Below are 17614 nucleotides of genomic sequence, written 5' to 3' on the forward strand. Positions count from 1 at the left end.
ACCTGCCTGTGCAGACAGATTCATATAAACAATTAATTATTTATTAATATCCTTTTTTTACCTATTGGTCAGACAAGCTGTTCTGATTTTCCGTTAATGGCGGAGCGACTCCATGCTTGGTCGCTTGCTCAAAGCCATATGCGATTTTGAGCAAAGTAGGCTCACTGTATGCCGTACCTACGAATGTTATTCCCTGCGGTCCTCTTGTTATGTATCCACCAGGCGCGATTACTCCGTTTTCTGCATATCCTCCTGGTACTGTAATAACAGGGTAGCCTGCTCGCGCCGCAAGATCTGGACCACCTTCATTCCCCAAAAACAGGAGTGCATCCAGTCCATGCTCAGCCAAAGCAGAATCGATTCCTTGGCGACGAGCCATCTCCTTGTTTTTTTGCAGGCTGTCCAGATAGTCCTGTTCGAGACTCCAGCTTCTCTTTCATAAAACCACCTCCAGCCCTACTTCTGCCCCTTGTACCCATACACGGAATAGTCCGCACGTACTTTCCGGATCGCTAGCCACACTGGCAGCCCTCTCGCTACCCAGCGCAGGGCAGACATAATATTTTGTTCATTTTCAAACTGCTCGACAATCATGATGGTATGCTCATTAATGTACGTTTGAAGCTCGTCCCAGCCCATGGCGGAGTACCGGTCTGTTCCGTACGTTCTCAGCTCCAAAAAATCTTCCCGCTTCGGCTCTTTTAGCTGGATCAGGCGGCGTATGGCTTGTTCGCACTCAGGATGAATGGATTGACTGCTCGGCAAAATGGTAAATCCCCTTCCTCAAACGTTTTCTCTCTTATTCGTATGACAAGAGACATATCACTTCCCTTCACTTTACTATGGACGTATCGAATTTTCCTAGATGATTTCCGATATCAGCTTCGACATGAGGGCGGTCGACAGGACACCCAGCCTACGCCCTTTTGCAAGTAAGGCTACGACAGGAGGAATCATTTGATCCGGCTCCAGAAGAACAAGCGCTTTCTGTATGCAGCCCTGGAAATACACCGGTACAAAAAAGCAGAATATTCGGAATTTCGCAGCTCTCCAGCTCCTTGATCTTTTCCTGCAAAATCGGTTGGATGCTTTCCCTGGACATGACGACCTGTTCCCCGTCAGGCAATCGCGAGGTGAGGACATACTCTCCTGGTCCAGGAGTAAGATTTTGCCTGATACCCTCCAGAGTCATGCCGTCCAGGACGCCGCATTGAATCAGCTCAGCACGTCCTGCCAAATGTGTCTCGATAATCGGCGCTACATCATTGCGCGGAGCTTGACCAATCGTAATCATCCCTACTTGTTTCATGCGTGAAGCCTCCTTTATCAGTTCTTCTTTTCTTCTTTTTATGAAAAAGCAGGGAGACCTATCATCTCCCTGCTCGCCTTGTTCCTTACTTCCCTGCTTCAAAACCCATCGGTTTATATACAGGCATCGTCTGTTTTAATGACATAGTCAATCCTCCCGGGTACAAGCGATTGGTGTCGAATCTTTTGATATGCCAGTCAATTATTATTAGCCAAAGATATAGGGAAGAATCGGTTTGTTGACAGTGCTCTCTACTGCTGACAGCAGTTCCTTGTTGTGCATCGTTGTGCTGAGGATCAGCTTTTCTTTTGGCACATGAATAATTGCTAGCTTTTGACCTTTTTCAATCTCAGCTGAGACAATTGGTTTAGCAGTTTGGGCGTCGAGAGTCATGATGAGGTCAGGGAATGTACCCAATCTCTCCCCATTTTGCTCCAGCGTCATGTATTCGTTCCAAAACGTCATCTCATGTCCACTAATCACGACACGACCCACATCAAATCCGCCTGCCGTCTTCAGCTCGAACTCATCTACCTGTCCAGCAGTGACGACGCGACCCCCAAGCTTTTTGCAAACAGCCTCGATTGCCGCCTCCCCATTTGCTCCAAGCAATGCCTCGCCTACTTCAATCGCCTGAAGAATCGCACCCGGTGCACCATTTTCTTTTGCATATGATACTGTGATCGGGTTGCGCGCTACAACAACCAGGCCGCCTGCTTCTACAGAGACTTTGCGAACCAATCCGGCTGCCTGCTGCAATTGCCCACTGACGCACACCTCGTGATACAGCTCATCCTTGCCGCCGACTGCTGCCTGATGCGAAATATAGCCTTCTACCTGATGCAGATTCATAGCTCCCATGGAACCAGTCGGATGGGCACGACCATTACACGGCAGGTCAATGACAGGCAAACCAGTCACTGCTGCTTGGAACCAGGCGTTGACAGTGGTTCCTGCGCCATTTTCATTCGTAATAATCCCTTTGATCGGCTGCCCGATAGTGCGCTCCAACAGCTGCAAGGCACGAACGTAATGCATCGGCTTCACAAATTGATTCTCAGCAGCCGGTGCTCCGACCAAGGCTACAGTCGCGAGCAAATCGTCATCATTCATTTCGTCGGCTGTATATAAATAAGGAGTTCCAACCTCCAGCGAGAGGCGACCTGTTTCCATACCATCTTCAATCCAACCGCCTCCACCTCCGCCCAATACGCATCCTCCGTAAACAGCTGCTTCCATCATGGATTTGGTAATTGTCATTTTTGCCATTTCGTTTCTCCTCCAGATGATTGTTTATTTTTTCGCGAATTTGAACAAGGAGTTACAGAAGCTGTAGATTGCATCTCCCGCAATAAAGCCGGCAGCAAGAATGCTCAGCGTGCTTTCCGCTTGCTTGCCTTTTAACTTAACCGCGATGCTACGAATCAAAATCCCTGCCAGAACAGCAAATCCGGCATATGGATTCAAAATCAACAATCCGGTGGCGAACATTACGCCCATTTGACGATTTGCTCCACCAATCAGCTGCAAAATCGCTCCTGGAATTGCCCACAGCAGCAGTTGCTTGGCAATTTCCGGGGAGGTTCCTGCTTCAATCGTGCTCGCATAAACGGCATCGACTGGCGGAATCAAGCCTTGGGAAAAGAAGCTTTGATAAGAGAATGCAACCGTAATCAGAGCGACACCAAAAGCAATCAGACCAGTGAAGTATTGCTGCTTGCGGCCTTCCAGCTCATAAGCCGCATCTGCACCATTCCCACGCAATATATAGCCTGTTTTCAAATCGTAGCCCATATCAGCAAAAGCAGGTCCAGTCGCAGCACTAAATCCAACGAGCAGACCAAGTGCCACTGGCGGAAAGCCAATCATCATCCCGATAATCAAAGTAATCAACGCAATCGCAAAGGCAGGGAACCAGCCAGAGTGCATAGCGGCAATCCCAACAATCAATTCATGGACATAAGCTGCAAACGCGGCAAAGAGCAAGAAGCCGATCAGCATGCCAAAGGACATATGCGTGATAAGTCCACCAGCGAGTGCAACGATGAGTGCCACAACGAGATATGCGAGGAATCCAAAGCCGAGTACACGTGAGGTTGTTTTTTCACTTTGCGTGTAGCTCAATTCCTCTGCACTTGCCGAGCCATCTACTGCCACAGCCGGCTTTTTCTTCTTCAGAATCACATAAGCTACCTGGAACAAGGCAACAATACCTGCCCCGATCATAAAGCCGTGTGGAATGTACAAGGCATTCAGATCTACGTTAAAGAGTGGCCCGGAGTATTGACGGAGCAAAAGCCCAACCCCAAACATAGCCAGTGCCCAGATGTTCCCGATAAACGCAACACCAAAAGCGGACATGGAGATTCCAAGATACGAGCCTAGCAAACCAATCGCTGTGCCAACGCCCAAAAGCAATCCACGCTTGCCGCCTCTGTCCCCGGCAATAATCGCTTCCGCAGTAGCAACACCTGGTGCCCACGTGCCTGTCGCTGGAAAAACCTTGGAGCCAAACAGCTTGTACAACAGAGCCGTATCAACAAACATCGCGAGTCCCGCACCAATCAGCATTGGAACAATCAGCTCTGGCTTCCCCATCGCAAAAGGAATCCCGATCGGTATCAAGAGGCTGTTTGCTGCACCGAATGTTGCCGAGGAAATCGATGTTTGCACAAGATTTTGGCGGTGAATGGAACGGTATTTAGAGAAAATCTCCATTGGAATCCGTGCAATCAGCATCGCTGCAATCGCACCAATAATCGAGGTACTTGGCGTAACCCCCAGTGACGTGATCAATTGCATCCCGATAATTGCCCCAAATACAGACAAGGCAATATTCAAAATCAATGTCGACGGTTCAAATGCGGAGGGATGTTTTTCTCTTGGAGTCTTGTCTTTGGCCATAATAGCGCCTCCTTCGTAAATAGACTTGGCTAAAAGGAATGGAATGATCGCAAAATGGAGCTATCCAACTAAGCTAGTTGTATAATTGCTACGTAAAGCAAAAATCATTCGCTACAGGCCTGTAAGCGCATACAGGATCGCCAGCATAAAATCCGCGGCTTCGCTCCTCCCCCCGATCACTTCATTTCTTTCATTCCGTGATTTTTCACGATTGACTGAAAACTTCGCTCATCTAAGCTCGTAGGGAATATAAACTATCTTCCCTAAATTCTTTATACTTTCTGATAGTACAAAAAAAGTCGTTTTCCCCTATGGAAAGCGACCCAAAACTTCGCGCCCCTTTTTGGGCACGATCACAAACGGTATGAAATTACTGAATCGATTGGACGTCGACTCCCTTGGTTTTCCAGACACGCATTGCCACATCCAGCCGAAAGCGCACCTCTGGATCGTTCACATCCATTTGCAAAATTTCCCCAATCCGCTCCAAGCGATACAAAACAGAATTACGGTGAATGAACAATTCCTCTGCGACCCGCTTTGTATTTCCACCCGATCTGAGAAAGGCGCTCAGCGTCGCAACAAGCTCGGTACCGTATTCCTTGTCGTAGTTGACAAGCGGCTCAATCAAAATGGAGGTCAGCATCGTCAATACTGGGTGTCCCGCTGCATCCAGCAGTAAATTCTCCACCAATATCTCATGAAAATGGATGATTTGTTGCTTGGGCAAAGTGTGCTGACCGATAGATAGAGCTCTATGTGCCTCCATACTGCTGGCGGGAACCTCAACCAGCATCTGGCGTGCTCCCCCAATGCCCGCAGTAAGCTGCAAGTCTGAGGGAAGCCCCTCTTTATGAGAAAGCAGCTCCTTTAGCAGTGCTTCTGCATCCTCTCTCTGCTTTTCCACTTCTGCATGGACAGATGAGCACAGGACGATCATCGAATCGTTGATAATGACTCCTTTACGAGTATTTACCCCTGGCCTGTTTACCTTTTGAAGAAGCTGATTGTACAGAAGCGTATACTGTTCTTCCTGCTTGCTCTTGTCCAGTCCAGACTTATTCGTAATCCGAACAACGATGACGTAATGAAAGGTGCGCAGCGACATTCCCAGCTGCTTCGCCCGATAACGAAGCAGATCTTCCTGGTGAGATGACCCGGAAAAAAGCTCTACCAGAAAAGACTCCTGCTCACGTTCGCGCTGCAGCTGCTGCGACTGGCGAATCGTAAACTCAATCGCCAATACGGTAACCGCATGATCAAGACACATTTGCTCAAACCGATCCTGTTCTTTTAATTCCCGGGTAATAGCGAAGTAGCCCATGACCCTGCTTCCTACCTGAACCACTCTTTTTTCCTTGATTTCGGCAGCTTGAAAATGGGAGGTGCAGCTTTCGATCTCCCCATTTTCTTTGAGTACGGCAGTCTCGCAGGAAAGGAGATGACCAATCAGAACTACCAGCTCTGTCGTTCGCCGATTTAAGACCAGATTCGTAAATTGCTGGTTGACTTCCCGAACCTCGCGCAGCATGAATGCCTGCCGATTAAGAATTTGGTCAATAACCGCATGGGTCATATCAATAAAGGAATTTTCCAAGGGAATATCAAACAATGGAATTCCGTACAGCTCGCTCTTGTACAGTGCTTCCTGAGGGATTTCCTGTATGACCTTTCTCGTTTTGATGCCGATCGCCGAGCAGCCAGTCTGATGCATTTCATCCAAGAGGCGACTGATTAGTGCAGGTTCATCACGTACGGAGTAGCCTGTCGTTATGATCAATTCATTTGGCCTAAGAAACCCGGTGAGATCGGGCATTTCCATCGAGGTCATGTAGAAAATCTCTTTATTGATCCCTGCGTGTCCTGCCATCACCTTTGCACCACGAAATACAGGCAGCTGCAAAAGCCGTTCTACCGTAAACGGAGGGTTTTCCATTTTCCTCACCTCATTACTCTTACTCTTTCCATGATGCTACCACATTTTTCTCAAAAATGAGATGTAACTATACCACTATGCTCGCCATCGTCAAACAAAAAAGGCCATCTTCCTGTTGATAGGAATACGACCTTTTGTGCTTTTGCTGACGGAGTTTTTCCGTTTTTGTTTTCGTCTGTCTCGCTCTCATGTCTGTGAAAGCAAAGATACTTCTGTTTTGATCCGGGTTTCGCTTGCCTTCCCTCGCCAGCTTTTCCCGCTGCTTGCGTGCACTGCTTTTTGCCATGTGTTTCACTCCTTTAGTGACGAGCATTCCTGTGGTAGCATTAGAATGTCGTTCTTGCTGTTATCATAGTACGCTTGCACAAACGATGCAACTAAAATAGGGCAATATCCAGTAACACTTGTCCACTCCTTTCTTTTTCCAGCGAATAAGCTAGTAGAAAACGGGAGGGAGGAAGCTCGATGAAAAGAATTACTGCCACGCGAGTCGAAAATCAAGTGTATTCCAATCGGGTTCTGCGTTCGGAATTCGATAAAAACTGGCGCACCTTTGTGTCCAGGACCGGGTATGTTGTTTATATCGCTACTGCCAATCGTGCCAAAGTAACTGTCCTGCTTGCAGATGGATCGAGAAAATTACTTGTCTTTAACCGCGGCGGAAGAGTTTTGGTCGGAGGCGGTGGAACAAGCCATTACAGCAAACCGCATATCGCAAGAAACCTGTAGGATCGCGAGTAATAAGAAAAAGCCCTGTCTTCTATGTAAAATAGAGCAGGGCTTCTTGCTTGATGTAATCGTTACGCCAGCTTATGACTAGTACGTAAATTTATTGATCAAAAGCTTTAATTCCTCAGACAGTGCAGAGAGGGATTGTGCAGAAACCGAAATTTCTTGCATCGAAGCGAGCTGCTCCTCTGTAGAGGCTGCTACTTCCTCAGCAGTTTCGGCATTGCCTTTTGCAATCATGGCTAGCTGATTTGCTGTCTCTTTTACTTCCTGGACGGCGGCTACGATCTGTTGGGCAATAACGGAGACTTCATCAATATGCGGTCTCGTTTGTTTCGTACTCTCCATAATTTGCTCGAACTTGTGGATCGTATCGGTAGAAAGCTCCAAACCGTTCGCTACATCCTGTTTGACTTTCTCCATGTTTTCCACGGATTCTTTCGTTTCTTTTTGAATTTCCGTAATCAATTCCGAGATTTGTTTGGCTGACTCCTGGGACTGCTCAGCCAATAGGCGCACCTCTGTGGCTACGACAGAGAAGCCTTTTCCATGCTCACCCGCACGCGCCGCTTCAATCGCTGCATTGAGAGCGAGCAGATTCGTTTGCTGCGATATTCCGCTGATCACTTCGGAGATGCTGCCGATCTCTTTGGAGCGATCGTACAGCGACTTGATCATATGATCGGATTTCTCCACAGATTCGTGAATCGAGTTCATTTGCCCCATGACCAGATTGACGGAGTTTCCACCTTCGTTGGCTTGATCCGTTGTATGCTTGGTCAGATCAGACAAAAGATGAACACTCTCAACGATACGAGTAACGCCTGAAGAAATCTCCTGCAAGGAATCCACATTGTGATCGATGCCTGCCGTTTGTTTCTCTGCGCTGTTTGCAACTTCCTGCACGGCTGTCGCTACATGTTCCGTTGCACTGCTAGTTTGTTCTGCGCTAGCAGTCAATTGCTCTGAGGATGCCGCTACCAGCTCCGCTCTCGCTTCCACGTCCTGAATGAGCGAGCGGAGATTTTCCTGCATCGTGTTGAAGGCTTGGCCCAGCTCACCAATCTCATCATGGGAGCGTACTTCGATCGTTTCCGTCAAGACACCTTCGCTGACCCTGACAGCATTTACTTTAATCGTACGAATGGATTGGATGATCGAACGCAAAATGATCGTCATGAGGATACCACCTGCAAGCAGGCAAATCACGATGGTCAAAAGCGTATTTACAAAAATCGGCTGTGCCGAATCATCTACCTCTGACGTATACATCGAACCGGCAACCTTCCAGCCAGTCACCTTGTTAGTGGTGTAAAACATCTCTTTTTCCTGCTGTTCTAGCTCATACTTCAACTTGCCCTCATTTTCCAGATAGAGCTGATCGTAAAAGCTCTCCGTCGCCTCTGTTCCTGCCGCCATCATCGGGTGAACGACGTACTTCTTGTTTTTGTCCAGAATCATGATATAGCCTTCTGTACCGATATTTACGGTATTGGCAACCTCTTTAATTTGTTCAATCCCGAGCGTTATACCGACGACACCTGAGCCGTCATTCGTAGCTTTGGAAATCGTCACTATGATATTGCCTGTAACCGAGGATACATACGGCTCTGTAATAAAGACCGATCCTTTGCTGGCCATCGCATTTTTATACCAATCTCTTGTACGCGGGTCAAAATCAGCCTTTACCTCTTGCTTCGGGGAACGGAAATACTGTCCAGCCTCCGTACCTACGCTAATACTCGCTGTCTCCGGATGCATGCCCATATACAAGTCCAAATACTGCAGGACCTCGGAGCCATCTGTTTGTGAATATTGGTTTTCCTTGATGAGCGTAGCGAGGTAATCTGCATCCTTCATTTTGGGCTCAATGGTATTAGTAATAATCGAATTGACCAGACTTACATTTTCATTAGCGCTTTTCATAATTTGTGTTTCAATTTCTTTCTTGGCTGTGTCATAAGCCAACGTTCCAATCACGACGGAAGGAACAATCAATATCAACAGAAATGCCGATATTAATTTCGTTTTGAAATTGCTTCTGAACCATCCAATCTGCCATAACTTCACTTGTTGTCATCTTCTTTCCTGGTTGTATTAGGGAGTATAAGAGTTGAAATAAATCCCAATGTCTTATATCGGTAAGTGACTTACAAAGCATTAGTAAAATGATTGTAAAAATACTAAAATCATGTTCAGTTCAGAAACAAAAGAAAGCTTGATTCCCCGGCTAACAACTTCCGAGAAATCAAGCAAACGGCTGATTATACTGCTTACTGCTTATTTGGAGTAAACGGCGCCTTCCTCCGCTTCACTCGCATGTTTTTGCTGATACGCTACAATAATCGAGCAGAACCCTTTGGCGGAAATCACCATGGCTCGCTCGTCAAAATCGAATTTGGCACTGTGATGCGGATGGACACTTGCTGGATTCTCCATCTGCGCCCCGGTAAAAAAGAAGCTGCCCGGCACTTTTTGCGTGTAATAGGAGAAATCCTCTCCCGGCATGATAGGCGGAGTCTCCACTACATTCACGCAATCAACAGTGGTGAGCGCCTCCTTCGCGAGCCTCGTTTCAGCAGGATGATTGTACAGTGCATCATAGCCGCGTGCGTAGTTGACCTCTGCGACTGCATCATTGGCTTCTGCTACGGTGGTCGCAATTTTTATCAACGACTGCTCAGCCATGTCTCTCACTTCCGGATCATAGGTGCGAACCGTTCCCGTCAGCACAGCAGATTCCGGAATCACGTTAAACGCGTCTCCTGCATGAAATGATCCGATGGAAACAACCAGCTGCTTCAATGGGTCCACTTTTCGGCTCGCAATCGTCTGCAGATTCATCGCGATCTGCGCGCCAATGATGATCGGGTCGACCGTTTCATGCGGGATAGCCCCATGTCCGCCTTTTCCCTTTACGGTGATTGTAAACTTGTCGGCAGCAGCTTGGATGTAGCCTTCGCGGTAATACACGTTGCCAAACGGCATTGTGCTTTGCAAATGGCACCCGTAAATGACATCTACCCCGTCCAGGCAGCCGTCCTCAATCATCGGCCGAGCTCCTCCAGGTGCGAGCTCTTCGGCAAACTGATGGATAAAAACTACCGTCCCTGGTAACTGGTCCCGATATTTCGTCAGCACTTTTGCTGTTCCGAGCAGCGCCGCCGTGTGCCCATCGTGTCCGCATGCATGCATCACACCAGGAACAGTCGAGCGATACTCTACCTCTTTTTCATCCTGAATAGGAAGCGCATCGAAATCCGCCCGCAGCGCAATCGTTTTCCCTGGCTTGCCGCCTTTTAACGTCCCGACAACACCTCGTCCACCTACATTTCTTCTAACCTCCAGACCTAGCCCTTCCAAAAAGTCTGCGATCAGTGCAGGTGTCCGAACCTCGTGGAACGAAAGCTCTGGATGGCGATGCAAATCTCGGCGAATCGCAATCATCTCTGCTTCTACTTCCTCTACTGCGATGTGGAGCTGCTGCAATAATTCTTTCATGTTTACCCATCCCTTTCTATTTGTAATGCAGAATATTTCAAATTCAATACCCTCTTAGCCCCGCTTCATTTTCCCCAAGCGAATGAATTGCTCATCTCGCTCATGCAGCCTTTTTTCAACAGACGTATTGTGATACGAGTAAATCCCTGCCCCTGTTTTTGTTCCCAGCTCGCCTTTTGCTACCCGCTCCTCAATCAGTGCCGGAGCGCTTTTGGATGGATCCAATACAGGAGTCAAATTGTCCATGACGCGCTTCCACGTATCGAGACCTCCGAAATCAGCCGTTTCAATCGGACCGACAAATGCCCAGCGAAACCCGATTCCGTCTTTCATCACCGTGTCAATTTCTTCGGCATCTGCGACCCCCGCTTCCAATAAGAAGAAGGCTTCTCTCATCAGCGCTGCTTGCAAACGATTAGCGATAAAGCCTGGAACGTCTTTTTTCAACAGAACGGGCGATTTGCCTATTTGTTTCATCAGCTCTTGCGTCGTCTGCACGACTTCTTCGGAAGTGGTTTCATGCCGTACGATTTCGACTAAAGGTACGAGCTGTGCGGGATTGAAAAAATGTGTAATGATAAATCGCTGTGGAGATTTTGCCTTTTCGATCAGGCGCGAAATGGAGAACGTAGACGTGTTTGAAGCGATGATCGCATCTGGTCTGGCGACTTCCTCTAGCTTCGCAAACAAATCCCATTTGAGCTCGATTACTTCAGGGATCGCTTCTGTGATGACGACTGCCTCAGCTGCAGCCTGTTTCAGATCCGTTGTCAAAAGAATTCGTTCCAGCGCCTCATGCTTTGTCTGCTCAGTGATGACGTTTTCTGTCACGAGCAGCGACAAGCTTCTTTCCACGCTCTTTTTGGCGTTCGACAAAAGCTCGTCCTGCAAGTCATACAGAGCGACTACAAAACCAGCCAGCGCATAAAGCTGAGCGATTCCATGTCCCATCACACCTGAACCGATCACCGCTACTTGCTTTGCCATGCAGCGCATCCTCCTAACGTATTTCATTGATTGATTAATAAAACTTTCCATAGACGATAGGGATTTTCCTTTTTGACGCAGTAAAAAAAGCCATCGTCCTCGTCGGGAAAATGGCCTGATCCTACTACTCCGTTGGATAATCACTCATGATGTCCAATTTGACTTCCTCGATATGCATTTCCATCAGTCGTTTTGCTTCTTGGATCTTTTTTGCCTGCATCGCTGTCACTATGTTTTTGTGAAACTCGATCGCTCTATGTGGCCTGTCCAGGTTCTTAGTCATGATAATGCCGAACCACTTAACCTGTACCTCCAACGAATCCATGATAGCGATCAGTCTGGAGTTATCGGAATGACTGATCAGCGTGCGATGAAAATTGCGATCGTGAGCAAAAAAGAGATCCGGGTTGCCCTTCCCTAGCTCCGCCTCGGCCTGCTCGGCCTCTTTCAGGAGAGCGAGATAACTTTCCTCGGAAAGATGTGATGCTGCCAGTTCCACCGCGGTAGACTCCAGCGGCTTCCGTACATTATAGAGGTCTTCGATGGCTTTTTTATTGGGAGTGCTGACAAAAGTACCAGACCGTGGTCTCACTTCTATCAAGTTATCAATCTGCAGTCTATTTAAGGCATCGCGTACAGGAGTACGACTAACACCAAGCTCCGCCATCAATTCGTCATAGTCAATTCGCGAGCCTGGCTTCAGGTTGTTATGTACGATTTTGTCACGTAGATAAAGATAGACTCGCTCATGCAGATTTAAATTATCAAACATCCCTGATTTGCCCAATCCTATCATCCTTCAATCCGTATTTCTTTTTTCATTGTACCAGAATAAAATCCTCTCTCCCATCTTAATGCCATGCTTTGGATAAGAGGCTGCGATTACTTGGGAATAATACCCACTTTAGCAAAACCACAGTATATCAACAAGCCATAAAACGTGCCTTCACATAAATAACATGCGCATAGCTGCCGCCATTTCATCAGGAAAACGACGCGAAGAAGCTTCTTTCGCGTCGTGGCATATTAAAGAGGCGTTTAAAATTGCAAGTCTTTCATCGGGATATTGTGCTTTTCACAGTATTCCTTGTACAGCTTCAGCTTGGTAAATACATCGTCCTGATAGATGATGTGGTCGTTTTCATCCAAATATTGAATCACGCCTTGGAGCATGAACAGTGTAATCATTTCTTCTTCCCCATCCACGACGAGAGTATGGATGTCACCTGGTGGCTCGTAAACGAAAGTACCTGGCCTTGCAACCCACTCTCTTTCCAAATAGCGCCACTCGCCTTGGAGCGTGAACGCCATGACTTGTCCACCCGAGTGACGATGGCGGTTTACGGCTCCGCCTGGCTTTACTTTCAGCAGATTGATCCAGCTGCCCGATGCGAGGTCAAAGCGCACTGGCTTGAACCATACACGTTCTGATTGCGGGACCCATGGAATCTCCGTGCTGTCAATCGCTTGATCTGGCAACTGCATCATTTCGGTAAATTGATTCAAAGTCATTGTCATGGTAATTCCCTCACTTTTTTATCGGATTTTTTATGTTAAGCAATAGGTGTTGCGGGTGGGTAAAGCATCGGATCACCAGCGAGCAGTCCGCCGTCAATCGGTAGAACAGCTCCGGTCACAAAGCTGGCATCGTGAGACGTAAGAAAATCAACCACGGCTGCCACTTCCTCTGGCTTGCCGTATCTGCCTTGTGGTGTGCGGGATAAAATCCGTTCCCGGAAAGCCGGGTTTTGCGTAGCTCCGGAAGACAGCGGCGTTTCGATATAACCTGGACTGACCGAATTCACACGGATGCCGTACTTCGCCCATGATACCGCCAAAGATTTTGTCACCTGCACGATCCCTCCTTTGGAGGCAGCGTACGAAAGCAGATTTTCGCTGCCATAATGGGCAAGCATAGAACTAAAGTTGACGATGGCTCCCTCGCCGCCCCGCGCCATATAGGGCTGAACCGCCTGACACATGAAGACAGTGCCACTCAGGTTTACTTGCAAAACCACCAGTAACTCTGTGTCTTTGACGTCGGTCGCGGGTGTGCGCCTGATGATTCCCGCAGCATTCACCAGGATATGAATGTCTCCCAGCGCTTCGAATGCCCTTTTGGCAATATCGCGAGCCTGCGCTTGATCTGTCACATCTCCTCCGATGAAGTGGACGTCTGCCCCCTTCTCCCTGAGCTGATGTGCGATCTCCTTGCCTTTTTCCTCCGCCAAATCAACGATTGCAACGGCATACCCTTTTTCAACAAATCGGTTCACAACGGCGAATCCTAGGCCAGAGGCACCGCCTGTAACGATAGCAGCACGTCTCTTTTCCATCGGAATCCCTCCTTAACAAGAATCCTATTATGATTCGTTTCTCTGGTATCTAATATCTGATGTATTAGTTTGTTATTTCATGATTTATATTACTAGCCCTGTTTATAAACTGTCAATGAATTTTTGAAATATTTCGCTTTTACTTCAAAAAGATAGCCGTACCCTTCGATTTTCACCAAGGATACGGCCTCTTTTCACCTGATTGTTGGTACAAGTGTTAAGAAAACCTCTATCGAGGCTTACTCGAGGAAGAGCGACCGCGTTTTTGCGGAAAGTTTCCATGCGCTCCAGAATTCATAAGCGTCACGCTTATAAATTCCTATACGTTTATAAAAATCTCCGGTGCACCTTCTTGCCATCGTAAGTGAACAAGACCTGCCGATCCTCTACGATCGATTCGAGATGGACATTTTTGCCCCAGAGAGTGTAGATGTACGGCAATGTTTTCTCCACGTATTTGACGTCTAGCTCAAGTCCCTCAAAATGATGCTTTAAGAGCAGCTCACCCGAGCGCAAGTAATCCGCATCGTGGACGAGCACGTATGGAAATCCGCCGTTGACCCGTGTGCCAGCCAAGCCATCCCGTACCTGCTCCCACTGTTTTTCAGCCACGACCCACTCGTTGCCCTGCTTGCCGAACATGTATAAATCCAGATCACTTACCAGATCCTTGGTCAAGAAATTGCGAATGAAGCTGATGTCCGATTCCAGCTCACGCACTTCAAAAATTTTGGCGCGCCCCTCACCCGGCTTTCTTCCATAGCGCTCCTGCTCTTCTTTGGTCGGTTTATCCCACCGTCTTTCAATATCCTCGAAAATTTTAAGTCCAAGATGATATGGATTAATGCTCGTCGTTGAGGGCTGTATAACGGAAGAATGCAGCTTGGCAAAATCAATCGTCTCTGCCTCCGTCAGCTCCATTTCCCGCAGGATGCGCATATGCCAGTAGGTCGCCCAGCCTTCGTTCATGATCTTCGTCTCCAGCTGCGGCCAGAAATACAGCATCTCGTCCCGAATGATCGTCAGTACATCACGCTGCCAATCCTCCAGCACGGTGCTGTACTCCATAACGAACAGCAGTAAGTCCTTTTCCGGTACAGGCGGGAATTTGCGGACTGCTTTCGTTTGGTCGGGCTCTTGTTTTTCTTTGCGATCCAATCCCCATAAATCATCATAGGGCGAGATTCGTTCTCCCGTTGTCTTTTTAGGAGCGACATCTCCTTCCTTTTTCCAGCGCAGCTTCGGCCGGAGCAGGCTCGGATCGATGTGCTCCTGGACGGCCAGACTTGCATCCAGCAGGTTTTCTACGGCTTCTTTTCCATATTCAATCTCATACTGGCGAATCCGTTCACCGCTGGCGGCCATGCTCTCCACCATATCTCGATTGGTGTTGGAAAAGCGCATATTATTTTTGAAAAAATCGCAGTGCGCCAGAACGTGGGCGACAATCAGCTTGTTTTGGATGAGCGAGTTGCCATCCAGCAAAAACGCGTAGCATGGATTAGAGTTAATCACCAGCTCGTAAATTTTGCTCAGGTTGAGGTCGTACTGCAGCTTCATGCGATAAAAGCTTTTTCCAAAGCTCCAGTGCGAGAATCTCGTCGGCATTCCGTAAGCCCCGAACGTATAAATAATGTCCGCCGGGCAAATCTCATATCGCATCGGATAAAAATCGAGGTTGAAGCCCTTGGCGATTTCCGTAATTTCGTCAATCGATCGCTCGAGTTCTTTCCGCTCATCATTGGTCAAGACCGTTCCCCCCCATTTGCCAAAGCCTATTATATGTATATGGGGATGTGGTGCAAAAGAAGCCAGATTTTCATAAGAAAACCTCTAACGAGGCTTCCTCAAGGAGTAGCGACCGCGTATAGCGGAAAGTTTTACCGTAGTTATGCCGGATGCGTACGCTGAGGCACCTTGTCATGCGCTCCGGAATTCATAAGCATCACGCTTATAAATTCCTATACGATGAAAAAGCGCTGCTTGATCCGGCCTGCGCAAAAAGAAAAAGGCGCATTTACGCGCCTTTTCCCTTCCCTATGTTACTTTTTGAGCAATTCATTGGGAACCTTCGGGCTATTCGTGAGCCAAGGAGAGGCTACATTGACAGTGGTGACAGCAACGACTGACAAGAAGCTTGCAAATCCAAAGGTAGCTGCTTTCGTCATTTTCTCCATCATTTTCCGCATATTTTTCACCTCCTTTTCCTGATCAGAAACAGTGCTTGTACAAACAAAGCTTTCGTTATGACAGGCAAGGCAATGAATACACTCGCACAGACGATGGCTATCGATATCGCTTTTAATAGCGGATAATACTTGCTGGGAATACGAGATTGATTTTCGATTTTGGATGGAGCAAACCAGGCTACGAGAATCACGCTGATCCCACTCATGACGTAGCAAATGCTGTCCGTTACAGGAATGAGCGGAATGACGGCAGCTAGCGAGATCGAGACGATTGCACAGCCAAGTGCAGTCGATAAATGGTAGCCTCCCGAGACTTGCCGCAAAAGGGCAAATGCGATCAAAAAGATCATCGTTTCCTGCAATGTTCCCAAGATAGCCCCGACGACTAGGGAAGCGATGATGACCGTCACGCCGTTTAGCAAAATGATTAATGCATACTCCATCCGCTCCACGGATTGCGGCACGTCTGGATTTACACGCTTGATCCCCGTTGCAATCTTTAATGCGATCGTTTCTATCAATGGGCTCGCCTCGCAATTATGTATGAGAAAATAATAATAATGAAAAGGGACAATGCCAGCATAACTACCATTTCGTTGACGTTCCCGCCTGTAATGAGCAGATAATAACCCATGCTAAAAATGAATATGAGACTGACAACGAGTCCAAGTAAAATAAAATTCATTTTGTTCTTAAAAAAAACGGTTTTTCCATGGGGCACATCGAATCCTTGTATAACGGAGCCTATGCCTTTTGAAATGAAGAAAATGGAAATGATCGTAACTGCCTGTAAAATATAGTAGGAATTCTCCCTGCCGAGCACCTGGTCGAGGGACAAAACATGCAGCGCTTCGAGGACGTTCAAGACAACAAACACTTGCCAAAAGCCATAAATGACATAGATTGAGCTCAATAGAATGGAGTAAAGAATATGGAAGTGAAAAACACTACGCAGTAAGAGGCAGAAGATTACAATTTGAACAAAGGAGGAGTATTGTTCTAGTTGGAAGGCGTATCTCATCGCGAATGAAACGAAAGTAAGCATCAAGCATGAGATAAAGATTTCAGTCAAATACTCTCGAAATCCTAATTTAAAAAGGGAAAACATGAAAGCAAATATCGCCATATATTCTAAAACAGAACCAACGACAAACAAAATAATATCCATGTTTATCAATAATCCTCCTTTAGCTACCAAAAGTATACCGCAGGAGTTTTACAGATACTGTCGAATGCTGTCACGAAAAACAAATTTTCTTACATTTTTACCAAAATATGCAAATATGACACAAATCGAGTCAAAGCGGTCAGGAAAAAAGGCATCCCACTAGGAGATACCTTTACGTGTTATCTAGCAGTACATTGATTTACCAAGAATAACCTTCCGCTAAAACGCGGTCGCTCCTCCCTATAGGAGGCTCGATAGAGGTTTTCTTATCGCTGGAACCAGTCGCGTACACCAGTATAAATAAGAGCACCCGAGAAGACCAGCATGGCAATCAGGCCAATTCCATCGACCAACGGATTCAATCCGTTCAGAAAAGTACCGTCCAACGGCGTTTTCAGCAAAGCATATCCGCCAACAAGTCCACCAGCAAGAGAGAGCCATTTGTTCATGTCGTATTTCACCTCCCGATCCAGCGGTGTGACAGTGATTCCGCTGCGATACTTCAATTTATGTCGGGAGTTGACAAGCGGTCTGTACGCGAGTCCAAACCGTGTT

Annotated in this window: 18 protein-coding genes and 1 pseudogene; 1 reads left to right on the plus strand and 18 read right to left on the minus strand. The window is 47.3% G+C overall.

Translation table 11 applies throughout. The features are described from left to right. Nucleotides 1-61 precede the first annotated feature (61 nt). The 7 genes and pseudogenes from SB752_RS25660 to SB752_RS25690 form a co-directional block, all read right to left on the minus strand. A pseudogene (locus tag SB752_RS25660) lies at nucleotides 62-418 on the minus strand (amidase); the annotation flags it as partial. 38 nt (nucleotides 419-456) lie between these two features. Continuing rightward, nucleotides 457-765 (minus strand): hypothetical protein, encoded by a 309-nt coding sequence (locus tag SB752_RS25665; protein ID WP_410718321.1) that lies wholly within the window; start codon nucleotides 763-765, stop codon nucleotides 457-459. A 151-nt stretch (nucleotides 766-916) separates the two neighbouring features. Beyond that, on the minus strand, nucleotides 917-1309 hold the full coding sequence (locus tag SB752_RS25670; protein ID WP_410718322.1) for an AroM family protein: 393 nt from the start codon (nucleotides 1307-1309) through the stop codon (nucleotides 917-919). A 207-nt stretch (nucleotides 1310-1516) separates the two neighbouring features. Then, nucleotides 1517-2578 carry an S-methyl thiohydantoin desulfurase family protein gene (locus SB752_RS25675; protein ID WP_410718323.1) on the minus strand — a complete coding sequence of 354 codons (1062 nt, stop codon included), beginning with the start codon at nucleotides 2576-2578 and terminating at the stop codon, nucleotides 1517-1519. Between the two features lie 24 nt (nucleotides 2579-2602). Then, complete coding sequence (locus SB752_RS25680; RefSeq protein WP_410718324.1) at nucleotides 2603-4213, minus strand: OPT/YSL family transporter; 1611 nt, start codon at nucleotides 4211-4213, stop codon at nucleotides 2603-2605. A gap of 370 nt (nucleotides 4214-4583) precedes the next feature. Beyond that, complete coding sequence (locus tag SB752_RS25685) at nucleotides 4584-6149, minus strand: PucR family transcriptional regulator (protein ID WP_410718325.1); 1566 nt, start codon at nucleotides 6147-6149, stop codon at nucleotides 4584-4586. 67 nt (nucleotides 6150-6216) lie between these two features. Next, nucleotides 6217-6435, minus strand: coding sequence for a hypothetical protein (locus SB752_RS25690; RefSeq protein ID WP_410718326.1), 219 nt, complete (start codon nucleotides 6433-6435; stop codon nucleotides 6217-6219). A gap of 179 nt (nucleotides 6436-6614) precedes the next feature. On the opposite strand from SB752_RS25690, the gene SB752_RS25695 reads away from it, so the two are divergent. After that, nucleotides 6615-6878 carry a hypothetical protein gene (locus SB752_RS25695; RefSeq protein ID WP_410718327.1) on the plus strand — a complete coding sequence of 88 codons (264 nt, stop codon included), beginning with the start codon at nucleotides 6615-6617 and terminating at the stop codon, nucleotides 6876-6878. A gap of 87 nt (nucleotides 6879-6965) precedes the next feature. Here SB752_RS25695 and SB752_RS25700 read toward each other — a convergent pair whose 3' ends face one another. From SB752_RS25700 to SB752_RS25750, 11 genes are all read right to left on the minus strand, one after another. Further along, entirely contained in the window at nucleotides 6966-8948 is a 1983-nt protein-coding gene (locus SB752_RS25700) for a methyl-accepting chemotaxis protein (RefSeq protein ID WP_410718328.1), read from the minus strand. 210 nt (nucleotides 8949-9158) lie between these two features. Further along, complete coding sequence (locus SB752_RS25705) at nucleotides 9159-10379, minus strand: M20 family metallopeptidase (protein ID WP_410718329.1); 1221 nt, start codon at nucleotides 10377-10379, stop codon at nucleotides 9159-9161. Nucleotides 10380-10433: 54 nt separating this feature from the next. Further along, nucleotides 10434-11366, minus strand: coding sequence for a 3-hydroxyacyl-CoA dehydrogenase family protein (locus SB752_RS25710; protein WP_410718330.1), 933 nt, complete (start codon nucleotides 11364-11366; stop codon nucleotides 10434-10436). 124 nt (nucleotides 11367-11490) lie between these two features. Then, the gene (locus tag SB752_RS25715; protein ID WP_410718331.1) at nucleotides 11491-12162 is read right to left on the minus strand and encodes a GntR family transcriptional regulator; all 672 of its coding nucleotides are present in this window, start codon (nucleotides 12160-12162) and stop codon (nucleotides 11491-11493) included. Between the two features lie 242 nt (nucleotides 12163-12404). Continuing rightward, nucleotides 12405-12884, minus strand: a complete 480-nt coding sequence (locus tag SB752_RS25720; protein ID WP_410718332.1) for a 2,4'-dihydroxyacetophenone dioxygenase family protein — start codon at nucleotides 12882-12884, stop codon at nucleotides 12405-12407. A 35-nt stretch (nucleotides 12885-12919) separates the two neighbouring features. Continuing rightward, nucleotides 12920-13702: an SDR family NAD(P)-dependent oxidoreductase gene (locus SB752_RS25725; protein WP_410718333.1), complete on the minus strand. Its 783-nt coding sequence runs from the start codon at nucleotides 13700-13702 to the stop codon at nucleotides 12920-12922. A gap of 327 nt (nucleotides 13703-14029) precedes the next feature. Then, nucleotides 14030-15451, minus strand: a complete 1422-nt coding sequence (locus tag SB752_RS25730) for a SpoVR family protein (protein ID WP_410718334.1) — start codon at nucleotides 15449-15451, stop codon at nucleotides 14030-14032. 293 nt (nucleotides 15452-15744) lie between these two features. Further along, nucleotides 15745-15891, minus strand: a complete 147-nt coding sequence (locus SB752_RS25735; RefSeq protein ID WP_084765618.1) for an AgrD family cyclic lactone autoinducer peptide — start codon at nucleotides 15889-15891, stop codon at nucleotides 15745-15747. 5 nt (nucleotides 15892-15896) lie between these two features. Further along, nucleotides 15897-16412 carry an accessory gene regulator ArgB-like protein gene (locus SB752_RS25740; protein WP_410718335.1) on the minus strand — a complete coding sequence of 172 codons (516 nt, stop codon included), beginning with the start codon at nucleotides 16410-16412 and terminating at the stop codon, nucleotides 15897-15899. Next, nucleotides 16409-17059 (minus strand): hypothetical protein, encoded by a 651-nt coding sequence (locus SB752_RS25745; RefSeq protein WP_410718336.1) that lies wholly within the window; start codon nucleotides 17057-17059, stop codon nucleotides 16409-16411. The genes SB752_RS25740 and SB752_RS25745 overlap by 4 nt, the downstream gene beginning before the upstream one ends. 266 nt (nucleotides 17060-17325) lie before the next feature. Continuing rightward, complete coding sequence (locus tag SB752_RS25750; RefSeq protein WP_049737187.1) at nucleotides 17326-17508, minus strand: hypothetical protein; 183 nt, start codon at nucleotides 17506-17508, stop codon at nucleotides 17326-17328. Between the last annotated feature and the right edge of the window lie 106 nt (nucleotides 17509-17614).

The sequence above is a fragment of the Brevibacillus sp. SIMBA_040 genome, from assembly GCF_046535075.1.
In the GTDB taxonomy this organism is placed as follows: Bacteria; Bacillota; Bacilli; order Brevibacillales; family Brevibacillaceae; genus Brevibacillus.